Source organism: Tepidibacter aestuarii, assembly GCF_934924865.1.
Taxonomy (GTDB): Bacteria; Bacillota; Clostridia; order Peptostreptococcales; family Peptostreptococcaceae; genus Tepidibacter_A; species Tepidibacter_A aestuarii.
Genome location: NZ_OW235315.1, coordinates 1,421,329 through 1,433,898 on the forward strand (window position 1 = coordinate 1,421,329; position 12,570 = coordinate 1,433,898).

Below are 12,570 nucleotides of genomic sequence, written 5' to 3' on the forward strand. Positions count from 1 at the left end.
AATTAAAATCTGCCATGGTTGGAACACTGACATGGCAGATTTTATTATTTTCATGAAGATAGGGGACCTAAGTTACAAATAAATAACCTTGTAACTTAGTATAAGAAAGATGGATAGGATATAATCATATTCATTATTTAAAGAACTCATACATAAGATTTTCTATTTCATTTTTTCTTTTCTCAGTTTCTTCAACATTAACTACATAAGAATAAAACATTAAAAGATAAATATAGAACTTTTTATATCCACTCTACTATTTTATCCATAGTCTGTCTAGTTTTTGGTCTTGGTTCTTCCTTCCTATATCCAAAAGAAACCATGCAAGATACACTAAATTCATCTTTATTGATTATTCCTTCATTACTTAAAATTTGATCAAGTTTTTCTCTATCAAAACCTTCTATAGGGCAAGAATCAATTCCTATTTGTGCTGCTGAAATCATCATGTTAGTAAGTGGAATATATGTTTGCTTACAAGCCCAATCAAACATAGCTCTACTGCTTTTAGTAAGTTTAAAATCATTCTCTTGAAAGCTTTTATAGAATTCACGTCTTAATTTAATAACATCTTCTGGAAGCTGTTTAACTTCTTCCATAAAATCAACTATATATTCTGAGCTATAAATCATATCTTTATTCTTCCTAGCAAGAATAATAACAAAATGACTACAAGTAGGTAGTTGCTTTTGAGCACCCCAGCAAACAGGTTTAATTTTTTCTCTCATATCTGAGTTTTGTAGAACTAGGAACTTCCAAGGTTCAAATCCAAAAGAACTAGGAGATAATCTAGCTGTTTCAAGTATAAAATTGAAATTTTCATCAGATATATTTTTATTAATATCAAATTCTTTACAAGCATGTCTGAAATAATTAGCTTCTATAATTTTTTCTTTTATATTGTCCATATAAAGAAACACCCCTTTTTAAAAGTATTATGTATAAAGATAATTTTCTTCTTTTAAAATATACCCAACAAGGCTCATTATATGCAGTTGCATATATTAAAATTCGCTATAAGTAGTGCAAAATAAAGAAAGAGGATAAATTATGATTTTAAAATTATTGAGGTGTATTACATCGTTTCTCACCCTCACATCCTTGCGATTTATCATCAGAAAGAGTAGTAGATATTTTACTTTTATTTAAGAACGATGAATATTTAAATGATATTTTCACTCAAAAAAGTAACATAGATGCTTTTGATTGTAGGATGTGAAAATTAAGAGGTATTCTGGGGGTTACAAAGAATACTAATTATAAAGAATAGATTTATATTTATGAGTATAGATATATGAAAAATTTTTCGAAGGCATTATTACTATTTTACTAATTGTAATGGTAACAGGAATAGTGTATGCAACGCCAAATAGTACTAAAATTGATGTTATTATTAATAAAGTAAATGTAGGAATTAATGGAGAAATAATATATGTAAAAAATTTTTTGTATAATGGGGAGACATATGTATCTATAAGAGTAATTTCAGAGGCATTAGGTAAAAAAATTGTTTGGGATGAATGAAGTATCTGGAAACAAAGCAACATTTAATTTTACTTTTAGGAATAATATGGTTAAGGGTAGTAAAGGGCTTTATGTTAGAGATTATTTCCTTTTTGCTGGTGGGTCACTTTTAGAACGATCAGAATTAGATGATAATTTAAAAGATATTGAGTACCTAGAACCGCAACAATCTGTTACAGGTAATGTATATTATAGGGGGCTACCTGATAATACAAAAAAATTGCTATATTTGGATTTGAAGGAAAAGTAAATCAAGATGAAGTATTTAATATGGCTTTTGAAATTGAATAGATCAAAATATTGTAAGCAAAAGAGTTTCTAGAAAAGGATGAAATGATACCCAAGAAGAAGATTCTTATTTTCTTGTCATAGAGTTACCTCTTTTACTAATGAATTATATTCTGAAAAGTATAAGCCTCTACAAAATGATTAGAGGCTTTATTTTTATAATAAACTAATATTTAATTCTCTATCATATTCAATAGCATACATGAAGGATGCTGTTATTAGATTAATTATATATATCAACTGCCATATTTTATTAATCTTTTTTCGAAACAGTAGAAATCACCTTTTCGAAAAGTTACTATTCCAACTTTATTATATCCAAAGTTTTCATATAATTTGCAAGCTCGCTCATTTTGAGAAAAGGCATCTAGTCGTATTGATTCATAATTATTTTCTTTTGCATATTTTTCTGCAAATTTCATTAAATCTTTAGCTACGCCTTTGCCTTGATACTTTGGATCAACACATAATCTATGAACGATTAAATGGTTACCTGAAATATACTTCCATTTTAATGATTCATATTCATCTTCTTGATGTTCATTTAATACTATAATGCCATGGATAATATTTTTATCAACATATAAGTAAAGATTATTTTTAAAAATATCGTTAGAAAATATTTTTTCATTAGGATATGTATTATCCCACTGATATATTCCTTTTGACTCCATATCATTTATAGCGTTTGCAATAATATTCATAATATTATTTAAATCTTCAATAAGAGCTTTTCTAATTAGCATACAGTTATCTCCTTTATATGAACTTTAAAACGAATACTAATGTATACTATGCATATGTTGCAAGCTTAGAAACTAGTATGTAAATAATTATATATAGAATATAAATAATTGCAATATATTCAATAATAGGTTTATGTATTTTGGATTAGTTGCAATGTTCCATATTTACCTTTTTACAAAAACAAAGTTAGTTATGTATACATAGAAAGGTACGTGGAACAGGGGTAGAATTAAATGAGAATGGTACTGCACTTTGGCTGTACTGAAAGTACTGGTAGTAGTTTACCAGAACCTAGTATTGTAATACTAACGATTGAATGGAACGACAAAAAAGAAACTATTGAACTAAAGAAAGAAAATTAACTTCAATACAACAAAATATTCATCTTGAGGTACTGCTACCATTCATGTGAAGAAATTATTATATGTTTAAATACACTATAGTCTATCTAAAACAGTGTAGACATGTATAAACCTTAGCTACTGTTTCTTCTTACACAGATAGAGAATGAGTATATAAAATTTTATATTAATTTATAATTGTAAGGTTAACTTGACATTGAAATTTAATGATGTTATATTTTGGATGTAAGGTTAACATTACAGGAGGAATAATTTATGAAAAATCGATTAAAGGAATTGCGTGAATCCCTTGAATTAACTCAAGAACAATTAGGAGAACTTGTAGGGGTATCAAGGCAAGCAATTAATGCTATTGAAACAGAGAAGTTTGAACCTTCAATATGGTTGGCTTATGATATTTCTAAAATATTTCATTGCTCTATAGAGGAAGTTTTTAATTTTGAAGAAAGTAAAAGAAAATCAAGAGCACAGCAAAGTAGAGGTGGAATTTAAATGGCAATAAGACAAATTAGACTCTTTGATGATAAAATATTAAGAAAAAAGAGCAAAGTAGTTGAAGTAGTAGATGATAGAATAAAACAAATACTAAATGATATGGCTGATACTATGTATAATACAGAAAATGGGGGAGGGTTAGCAGCTCCGCAAATAGGTATATTAAAGAAATTGGTTGTAATAGATATGGGACAGGGGCTTATAAAGTTAGTTAATCCAATTATAATTAGTCAGGAAGGAAGTCAAAAAGTCATAGAAGGATGTTTAAGTATTCCCAATACATTTGGAAAGTTAAAAAGACCTGCAAAGGTAACTGTTCAAGCATTAAACGAAAATGGTGAGGAAATTACATTGATAGGAACAGGAGATTTAGCAAAATGTTTTTGTCATGAAATAGATCATTTAGAAGGTATTCTTTTTACTGATTTAGTTACTGAATATATATAGAAATATCAATGTATTCAATTTAAAATTATTATAAGAACTAATTACAAGAAAGCTATATAAATACAAACAATTAAAACAGTAGCTACCCAAAGCTACTGTTTTTTTGCACAAATAAACAATAAGTATGAAATGAATGTTATATTATGGTAATATATACGTAGAAATAAATGAAAGTTATATGAAAAAATGTAAAGTACGCAGTTTTAGAATATTACGAACAACTTATTTAGGGAGGAAATATGAGCATTAGAAATTATGAATCAAAAGATTGCCAAGAAGTAATTAAATTGTTTTATGAAACAGTCCATTCAATAAACTCTAAAGACTATACAGAAAAACAACTAAATGTATGGGCTCCTAAAGATATAGATTTATGGGATAAGTCGTTTTTGAAGAATTATACAATTGTATTTGCTATAAATGATACTATTGTCGGATTTGGAGATTTAAGCCTTAGTGGATACCTTGATAGGCTTTTTGTTCATAAAAACTACCAAAAACAAGGTATTGCGAAAGAAATTGTTGAAGAATTAGAGATGTATGCTAAAAATATTGGACTAACTATCATTACAACACAAGCATCAATAACAGCAAAACCATTCTTTGAAAAACAAGGATATCATGTTATAAAAGAACAACAGATTGAAAGAAAAGGTCAATTCCTGATTAATTATAAAATGGAAAAATATATTAGAAATTAATCTAATTAGAAAGACAGGCTAATGTACAATATTCTTAAAATGCGTACTAACTTATAATAATCAAATTACATACTACATTAATTACATATAGTGTATGTATAAATGAAATAAATTAAATGGGTGTATAGTATTATTTATAGGAATAGGGGGTATTTTTGGAAAAGATTCAACCTATGGAATAAGAGATTTGTCTTTAGGATTAATGTTTATAAACGTAGGAGTAAAAAGTTATAAAGTATATTATATTTTAAAAAAAGGAGTCGTACTAGATTCAGCATTATATTAATGGAATAAAATTAAATCTTGGAAGTTTGAAAAAAGGGGAATGAATAAAATTTCACTTAAGTTAGATAAAAAAGAATAGATTTCATTGTTTATGAAGAATATAATGAAAAAGTTGAGGCGTTATTAAATGAATATATAGTTCAAAAGAAAGATGACAATGGAATGTAACAAAGAATATACTATGGTGAGAATTCAATAGCACATAAAACTATTGTTGTACATTATAATTTAAATATCAATATGTATGATATATTTTGCAAAAGAAACAGGAGGAATATATCTAGAACCATATACCCAGTTACCTGATGATTATGATGCTAGAGAAAGATCTTGGTATATAAATACTAAAAAAAGGAAATTACGTCTCAGATACATGTACAGATATGAATAATGGTGATAAAGTGATTACTGTAACAAAAGGTATTTAAGAAAATGGAAAACTATAAAATTACTCATATCTTTTAAACGTATTCAACATATGCATTTAATTTCAGAGAGATTATTGAAACTGTGAGAATAAGACTATCCACTGTTGCCAAGTTATATATAACAGCCTATTGTAATAAAACAGACGCTAGTTATCTAGCGTCTGTTAAAGACTCATTACCTCTAATTTTTTATGCTATCTTTTTCTTAACTCTTTCAATATCAATGATGTAGATATTCATACAATTGTTGCAAGATAAAGTATTGAAAAAATAATAGCATAATAATAAAATTCTGCACTTCCACTTTTAAATAGACTTGCCCCTATTGCTGGTACTATAGCCTGAAAAAGATCTTAAAGGTCTTTTTTTATCTAATCATATTCATATACTCATTTATTAAAACATCTAATTGTTTACCTAAATTTATTAATTCTTCATTTTTACACAAAATATCTTCATTTAGCATTATAGAAAATATCTTTTCTTTAAGTTCAATAATTTCTTCCTTTTTCTTTGTTAAATTCATATTTCTACCTTCCCCTCGAAATAACACTTATATTATTTTGGTTACTTGTTTTATATATAATAATTAGACTGTAAAAATACAAAGAAAGTTTCATAAAAGTATACAAATTTTACATATTATTCTTTAAAAAAGATATTTATTGGATAGGTGAGTTTGTATTTTCTATAATATACAAAATTTAAAACCTCTTGGAATCATATTAGGAGGATTTATTTTTATATACTTTCAAAACTTCTAATAATGCATAAATACGAATATCTGTAAATGATAACAAAAAGAGTATGAAGAATAGTAAGGTTAATTCTAAAATAGTACGGATTAATGCAAAAGAAATTACAAGAAAATTAGGATTAAATTTCTTATAATGAATTAAATAAATCATAAAACTTGAAAGAACTGCATATACACCTATATCATCAGGTAAATGAGATATAGATCCATGCTTTATAGGTGTAACTCCCAAAAATCAAGAAATATGCCAAATTCATTAACTAGATGTGCTAGCATTGCTCAAAATGGAGCTATTATTAGAACAATTTTTTATCTTTTTTAAAGAGAAATAAACCAAATATCCAAAAGAGAACAAAAAACAAAAGCCAATCTATCAACATAAAAATTACTCCTATCACAATGAAAAATTATATTATGGGCTTTATTATTTGGAAAAATAAAGATATTAATACGTAAAACGACTATATTGCGTATTAAATAAATTACACCGAATGCTACACGATGGATGGGTGTGGTTAATATAAAAAAAGACCTAAAAGGTCTAAATTGATGTAGTCATGTATATGTATTTGTTTATTAAAATATCTAACTCTTGACTCAATTTTATTAAATCTTGATTCTGATATAATATTATATTATTTAAAGTCATAGTATCTAATTTTTTTCTCATTTCTTCAATTTCATTTTTTATTTTTATTATTTCCATATCAACACTCCTTTTAAACTTTACGACTTTAAAGATAGATAAACGTTTTAGTACTTATATACACACGAATTAAATTATACCATAAGTTACAAATTTGTCCATATAATTTTTGTTTATTACTTAACTTAATATTTTCAACTATACCTAAAATACTGTTTTAGGATTAGTTAAGGGGCTTTTTTGTAGTTTTATTGTAAAATAATAATCAATTTATATTAAATTTATTACATAAGGGATTACCAAGATAGACAATCAAAGCAAGGTGAAGAGAAACAATTTAATATGGTTAAATCTAAAAATCAAGAGGTAAAGCCAAATGAATCAAATAGATATACAGGTACTACAACAGAGAGTACAAGCTCTGATAAAGAGTAGAGTGAATACACGCCAAAGTCACCAGAGACATACGGACTTGAACAGTTATCTGAAGAGGAACTTAAAGAGTGGATGCTAGAAAACGGACTCTTTTAAATGCTCAAAGTGTAAGGATAAGGAGCTAGTATATAACCCAGAGCTTGATGCCATGGAGTATTATGAATTCAGGGAAAGAAAACCGTATGAGATAATTTTAAGAAACTCAGGGATATACGAAGCCTTTAGAAAAAAGACTTTTGATACATTTCAAGATAAGGGTAACAGTGAACTTCAAAAAACAAAGATAGCAGCTATTATGTATTGCAAACAGAGTACACAACTACAAAACAATATATCTAACTCAATAGCTTTTCTAGGTCAAGTAGGAGCGGGTAAGACTACTTATCTATTGCTATAGCTAATAACTTAATGAGCAAGAGCATAGGGGTGCTATATATGCAATACAGATACTTAAAAGGTGCTCCAATCGTAGTATCTAGCCAAAGGTAAGAATATAAGTAGTGATTGTATGGCAAAATTAAGCAAATAAAAGAGATGATACTCAGCTTTACATAAAATATGAAGTATAAAGAGGTGGTGGATATGGGAGTTTTATTTGAAGTAGTTGAGATTATTCAAAAGAGGATTGAAGAGGAAAATCATAGGCCATGGCTTGAAGTGATAGAACATTAAAAAGAAACTAGTTTAAATAAAATTTAGTTCATGAAATGGAAAATAAAAATTATAATCAAAGAAAGAATATAAGTAGAAAAAGAATATTATAAAGAATACATACCTATTCAAAGAAAACAAGAATAAATAAGGATTACTAAATAAGCAATCCCCATTTGATAATGTCTATTTACCAATTAGTTGTTTTTCTGCCATTTCAACTAATTTTCTAGTGATCTGACCAGTATGATATGAAGCTAAATAGTCAGAATCTATAGAATCAGAATTAGTTACACCTAGTTCTTTACCCATTTCAATTTTAAATTGATCTAAAGCTGATCTTGCTTCAGGAACTACAAGTTTTTTTCTTGACATTAAAAAATCAACTCCTTAAATTGAGTTATATTTAGCTGTGATTAATAGTATATCCATATTGTTTAGATTTATGAAATAATTTTAAATTTACATTTAACAGTGTGGAAGAGAGTAAGGCAATTGGCTAATGAGATTTAATTAAGTATCATAAGAATAGTAATAGTTACACGATTATTAAAAATAAAAAAAATTGCTATTAAGCAATTTCTAAGCTAGAGATTTTGTATCTAGAGGATCATTTCCGTATTGATTAGATCCAATAGTTCCTCTCTTGAATAATATACATAAAATTAGAAATATATTATAAATTGGAACGAGCAATAATAATGCATATATTGAGGATTTATCTAAATCGTGTAAACGCTGAATGATAAGACAAACTATACTTAATAAGTTAAATGTGTTTATTATTTTATCAACTAGTTTGAACTGATTATAGTCAAATAGATGATACGGATATAAAGTACTTAGTACTGTAAAAAATATAATAACAGCAAAAATATTTCCGATAAAAAGACCTCGACTTAAACGACCTTTAAGAGAAAAAAATCTATGCATCATATCATCTCCTTGTTTTAAAATATATAAATACTGCATTATTATACCAAATTTAGGAATTGCATGAAAAGAGTCTATAGAACTAAAAATAAAATACATATGAAAGAAAGGGGATCTTGTAGGTTATGTAGGAGTTATGTTTTTGTTAATTGCACTATCTGATTTATAACAATACATTTAATATAAGTTAAATATACTTATCAAAACTAAGATAAGAGATATCATAGTAAGATATCTCTTATTATTAGAGTATTAAGATGAATATTACTTTACACTTAGATCATTAAAAGATTTTTTATTAGTTGCAGTGGTGTTATTTATCTTTTTACTGTTAACGCTAGATTTTAAATCCATTTCATTATAAGCTGCAGCTGTATTTGCTTGATCTGATGTTAGTTTATGAGATTTTTGGAATTTATCATTCATGTTAAGTACCTCCTCTGTATTTTTAAAAACTTTATTATTAATTTAACCAATTATATTGTATATAACTAAGGAATTAAATTATATTAATAGAAAAATTTCCAAAGACTAAAGTATAAATTAATAAAGTGACTAGAGAAGTACTTGAAGTTGAAGGTTTATAAGTAGAAGTTAAACCGGGGAAGTTTGAGATAAAGTTTTAGAATTATGTTTTAGTAGCAAAAATATTAAATAAAAATCTAATCTTTTGATTCTATATATTTTTCTAAAGCTCTAAAAATTATATACACAAGTTGGCAAGTGATTTTCCATAACATTAAAAAGAAATAAAAAGCTACTAAAGAACAAATAAATCCAAATGCAAAATTAGGTTCAGATGTACCAGTAAACCATACTGGACTTTTATAATTAATACTGACCATAACAGGATTATCTATTGCAATAAAATTCCCAATAAAAAAGCTAGGGATTATTAATAAGAAAATTCCTGTATGGAATAGCTTTTCAAAAAGATTAAGTGCAGTATCTGGCTTAAATTTTAAAAATTCGTTATTTATATTAAGTCTCCTTTATATAAGATTTACAACCGAATAATACCATTAATGAAAAGATTTATCAATAGGGGGGGATACCTTGAGAGATACAAGCTATAGAAAGAACTATAAAATGCTAACAACGGGAAGGTCTTCGAAGAGGAAATAATAAAATTAAATGAAGGATATAAAAACAGAAGAATAGCATTAATACAAAAAATAGTACGCCATGGCAAGTAAAAAGATATAGACAGAGCATTAGATGATCTTAATGAGGATGAAAGAAGGATAATTAAACTAAGATACATAGATGGTCTACAATGGTGACAGGTAGCTGGTATGGCAAAATACAGTGAAAGATGGTGCAGAGAAAAAAGAAAAGAGGTAATAGGCAAATTGGAAATAGGGTTATTTGGAGATACTTCTGTTTTAGTTACGTTTAACTTCCACATTTCTTAGGGGAGCCATGATATTATTGTATCATAGAGAAATGAGCTAATCTCACACAGTTAGCTATTGAAAAAGTGAAAATTATTATATTTTTTATGTTAAGGCTAGGTGATTATTCATCTAGCTTTTTTTCTTAACTTAGTAAAAAAATGAAGAAAATTCTATTTTTATGTATAATTATAGAAACTAGAAGGGGGATATCACGGCTGATCGTAAATGGATTGATAAAGATACCACTTATAAATTTGATTAAAAAAAGCAACTAAAAATGGTTATGAGGATACAAGTACAAACGGGTAGATAGCTGGATAAAAAATATATAGGAAGCTATTATAGTATAAAAAGGAAAGAAGAGCTATATATAGAATTATGTATATAGAGAGGGGTGGGATTTATGAATATATATAGACTTGTTATTGAGGGAGAAGACATCAAAAATGAAAAAGTAGAAATATCTGAAGATGGACCTATTGGGTATGGAAGACATTATAAAAAATGGATTATGAAATCAATTATATTTATGGAAAAAAAATATCCAGCTTCAGTATTAACAAAAAGACTTATTGAAATAAGTGAAAATGCATTGAAAAATGATATTAAGTATTTAGAAGATATATTATTAATACTAAAAGCGGTCAAAGAAACAGAGCAAGATGATGAAGAATATTATGGACAGGATGAACCTGTTATTGTATAGACTAATAGCTAATTAATGAAGTGAACCTCAAATGTTAGACATAAATCTAATATTTGGGGTTCACTTTATTTGTGCAAAATAAACATAAAAATCTATAAAAGCAATTAGCACTAGGTGGTGGTAATGGCAAGAGTAAGAAGTCCAAATAGAGATAAAGCTAAAGAAATATATCTTAATTCCAAAGGATTGGTGAATTTAAAAGATATAGCAGAAAAATTAGGATTAGAAGATTCTCAAATTAGAAAATGGAAAAGCCAAGACAAAAGGGATGATGAACTAAAAAGAGCGTTACCAAAAGGTAAAAGTAACGATACTAATAAAGAACAAAAGAAAAAAGAAATTAAACAAGATAATCTATTAAAAAAAGAAAACATTTATTTGGATTTTAATTTTATATTCTGTATAAACTCAGAATTTATAAGTTCATTACCTTTTTTAGTTTCAATCTCAATCCAATTTTCACTTATATTAATTATTTTTCCAACTACATTTACACCAAATGTTCCTGTAGAGATATGGCAATTCTTACCTAAATACTTTTTAACTAACTCGTTTGTCATAATTATTACACCCTTACTTTTCTTTAGTTTAGAAATTAAAGCCCTGATTATCATACGTTGCTGTGGTAAAATAACAAATAATAAAATAAATATGGGCATGTATATTGCAATCCATACTGATATATTCAATCATATATCACTCCTTGCTTACTAAGACTTATTTCTTATAAATATTGATAGATAAACTTTGTACAATAGACTACATGATAACTATACCGTTAATTTCTAACTCTAATTATATTATTTACATTATTTAGAAATGCATACCCCTAAATCATATAAAAGATTAATTGGTCACAGATGTTATCATACCTTCATATTTTATTAGTAAAGAAATGATTGAAGGTGTGAAATGAAAAAAGATTTGGAACGGCTCTAAACTGTATTGATGGTAGAGTTCAAATTCCTATAATAAAGTGGTTGAAAGAAAACTTTGGTGTTGATTATGTAGATTTAATTACAGAACCTGGAATGGATAAGGTATTATCTCAAGGACATTGGGCTGAAATTCAAAAGTTAAGAGATAAAGTTATACTTTCAATAACAGCTCATAAATCTAATGTAGCTGCTGTAGTAGGACATTATGATTGTGCTGCAAATCCTGTTAGTGACTGTAAACATTTTTGTGATATAGTAGCATCGATATATACAGTAAAATCATGGGGCATTCCTGTTACAGTGGTTGGTCTATGGGTAGATGAATTTGGATGTGTACATGTTGTAAGTATGTAAGTTGAAATTATCTATCATGTGTATCAAATGATTAATTAAAACACCGTATTATTCAGAAATGGATTTTACGGTGTTTTTAATTCGTAAAACAAGCAAAAGGAAATGTAATTAAAATAAGATTTTTAGTTATTCAAAATATATTTAAATTGTGAATTAAGAAAATTAATCTTTGATTTAAAAAATAAAGTTCATGGACTAAAAGGAAAATACAAATGCCCATATTAAAAATAGTTGTTAATGTATCGCCAAATATATCTCTCAAATTTTTTTGTTCTAAGACATTCACAATGAAAATTAGGCTTAGCTAGTGAACAATAAATAATAGATAATCCACCAAAAATTTCTATTAATTTCAGAATCATATTAAGCACCAAACTTTTTTATTAAATATAGCATATTTAAAGCTATATTAATAGAAATATGATAAAAATGTGAATATAAGTTTTTTGGAGTAAGGAGTTAGCCTAACACTAATT

Annotated in this window: 17 protein-coding genes and 1 pseudogene; 10 read left to right on the forward strand and 8 right to left on the reverse strand. The window is 26.7% G+C overall.

Annotation, left to right across the window (positions count from 1 at the left end):
* Window positions 1–242: 242 nt before the first annotated feature.
* The gene (locus M2214_RS07000) at window positions 243–908 is read right to left on the reverse strand and encodes an NAD(P)H-dependent oxidoreductase (RefSeq protein WP_248484142.1); all 666 of its coding nucleotides are present in this window, start codon (window positions 906–908) and stop codon (window positions 243–245) included.
* A 430-nt stretch (window positions 909–1,338) separates the two neighbouring features.
* On the opposite strand from M2214_RS07000, the gene M2214_RS07005 reads away from it, so the two are divergent.
* Both M2214_RS07005 and M2214_RS07010 read left to right on the forward strand, forming a co-directional pair.
* Window positions 1,339–1,524: a stalk domain-containing protein gene (locus M2214_RS07005; protein WP_248484144.1), complete on the forward strand. Its 186-nt coding sequence runs from the start codon at window positions 1,339–1,341 to the stop codon at window positions 1,522–1,524.
* Window positions 1,517–1,774, forward strand: coding sequence for a hypothetical protein (locus tag M2214_RS07010; RefSeq protein ID WP_248484146.1), 258 nt, complete (start codon window positions 1,517–1,519; stop codon window positions 1,772–1,774). Before M2214_RS07005 ends, M2214_RS07010 begins: the two co-directional genes overlap by 8 nt.
* 274 nt (window positions 1,775–2,048) lie before the next feature.
* On the opposite strand, the gene M2214_RS07015 is transcribed toward M2214_RS07010, so the two are convergent.
* Window positions 2,049–2,558, reverse strand: a complete 510-nt coding sequence (locus M2214_RS07015) for a GNAT family N-acetyltransferase (RefSeq protein WP_248484148.1) — start codon at window positions 2,556–2,558, stop codon at window positions 2,049–2,051.
* A 234-nt stretch (window positions 2,559–2,792) separates the two neighbouring features.
* Here M2214_RS07015 and M2214_RS18145 point away from each other — a divergent pair, with 234 nt between their 5' ends.
* The 4 genes from M2214_RS18145 to M2214_RS07030 all read left to right on the forward strand — a co-directional run bounded on the left by M2214_RS18145 (window position 2,793) and on the right by M2214_RS07030 (window position 4,564).
* Window positions 2,793–2,921: a hypothetical protein gene (locus tag M2214_RS18145; RefSeq protein WP_256466711.1), complete on the forward strand. Its 129-nt coding sequence runs from the start codon at window positions 2,793–2,795 to the stop codon at window positions 2,919–2,921.
* A 255-nt stretch (window positions 2,922–3,176) separates the two neighbouring features.
* A complete protein-coding gene (locus M2214_RS07020; protein WP_248484150.1) occupies window positions 3,177–3,413 on the forward strand; it encodes a helix-turn-helix transcriptional regulator in 237 nt (78 codons plus the stop codon).
* Entirely contained in the window at window positions 3,414–3,863 is a 450-nt protein-coding gene (gene def, locus M2214_RS07025) for a peptide deformylase (RefSeq protein ID WP_248484152.1), read from the forward strand.
* Between the two features lie 239 nt (window positions 3,864–4,102).
* A complete protein-coding gene (locus M2214_RS07030) occupies window positions 4,103–4,564 on the forward strand; it encodes a GNAT family N-acetyltransferase (RefSeq protein WP_248484154.1) in 462 nt (153 codons plus the stop codon).
* A 1,080-nt stretch (window positions 4,565–5,644) separates the two neighbouring features.
* Here the strand turns inward: M2214_RS07030 and M2214_RS07035 are convergent.
* Together M2214_RS07035 and M2214_RS07040 are read right to left on the reverse strand one after the other, a co-directional pair.
* Complete coding sequence (locus M2214_RS07035; protein WP_248484156.1) at window positions 5,645–5,803, reverse strand: aspartyl-phosphate phosphatase Spo0E family protein; 159 nt, start codon at window positions 5,801–5,803, stop codon at window positions 5,645–5,647.
* A 772-nt stretch (window positions 5,804–6,575) separates the two neighbouring features.
* Window positions 6,576–6,740, reverse strand: coding sequence for an aspartyl-phosphate phosphatase Spo0E family protein (locus M2214_RS07040; protein ID WP_248484157.1), 165 nt, complete (start codon window positions 6,738–6,740; stop codon window positions 6,576–6,578).
* Window positions 6,741–7,263: 523 nt separating this feature from the next.
* On the opposite strand from M2214_RS07040, the gene M2214_RS07045 reads away from it, so the two are divergent.
* Window positions 7,264–7,512 (forward strand): hypothetical protein, encoded by a 249-nt coding sequence (locus M2214_RS07045; RefSeq protein WP_248484159.1) that lies wholly within the window; start codon window positions 7,264–7,266, stop codon window positions 7,510–7,512.
* Window positions 7,513–7,952: 440 nt separating this feature from the next.
* Here the strand turns inward: M2214_RS07045 and M2214_RS07050 are convergent, their stop codons facing one another.
* The 4 genes from M2214_RS07050 to M2214_RS07060 form a co-directional block, all read right to left on the reverse strand.
* Window positions 7,953–8,141, reverse strand: a complete 189-nt coding sequence (locus M2214_RS07050; RefSeq protein WP_248484161.1) for an alpha/beta-type small acid-soluble spore protein — start codon at window positions 8,139–8,141, stop codon at window positions 7,953–7,955.
* 207 nt (window positions 8,142–8,348) lie between these two features.
* Window positions 8,349–8,798 (reverse strand): DUF805 domain-containing protein, encoded by a 450-nt coding sequence (locus M2214_RS18400; RefSeq protein ID WP_408648313.1) that lies wholly within the window; start codon window positions 8,796–8,798, stop codon window positions 8,349–8,351.
* 165 nt (window positions 8,799–8,963) lie between these two features.
* Window positions 8,964–9,125: a hypothetical protein gene (locus tag M2214_RS07055; protein WP_248484163.1), complete on the reverse strand. Its 162-nt coding sequence runs from the start codon at window positions 9,123–9,125 to the stop codon at window positions 8,964–8,966.
* A 236-nt stretch (window positions 9,126–9,361) separates the two neighbouring features.
* Window positions 9,362–9,544 carry a hypothetical protein gene (locus tag M2214_RS07060; RefSeq protein ID WP_248484165.1) on the reverse strand — a complete coding sequence of 61 codons (183 nt, stop codon included), beginning with the start codon at window positions 9,542–9,544 and terminating at the stop codon, window positions 9,362–9,364.
* 955 nt (window positions 9,545–10,499) lie between these two features.
* Between M2214_RS07060 and M2214_RS07065 the strand changes: the two genes are divergently transcribed.
* From M2214_RS07065 to M2214_RS07075, 3 genes and pseudogenes are all read left to right on the forward strand, one after another.
* Entirely contained in the window at window positions 10,500–10,802 is a 303-nt protein-coding gene (locus M2214_RS07065) for a hypothetical protein (RefSeq protein ID WP_248484167.1), read from the forward strand.
* A 123-nt stretch (window positions 10,803–10,925) separates the two neighbouring features.
* Window positions 10,926–11,516 (forward strand): phage terminase small subunit-related protein, encoded by a 591-nt coding sequence (locus M2214_RS07070; protein ID WP_248484169.1) that lies wholly within the window; start codon window positions 10,926–10,928, stop codon window positions 11,514–11,516.
* 212 nt (window positions 11,517–11,728) lie between these two features.
* Window positions 11,729–12,094 (forward strand): annotated as a pseudogene (locus tag M2214_RS07075) (carbonic anhydrase); the annotation flags it as partial.
* Between the last annotated feature and the right edge of the window lie 476 nt (window positions 12,095–12,570).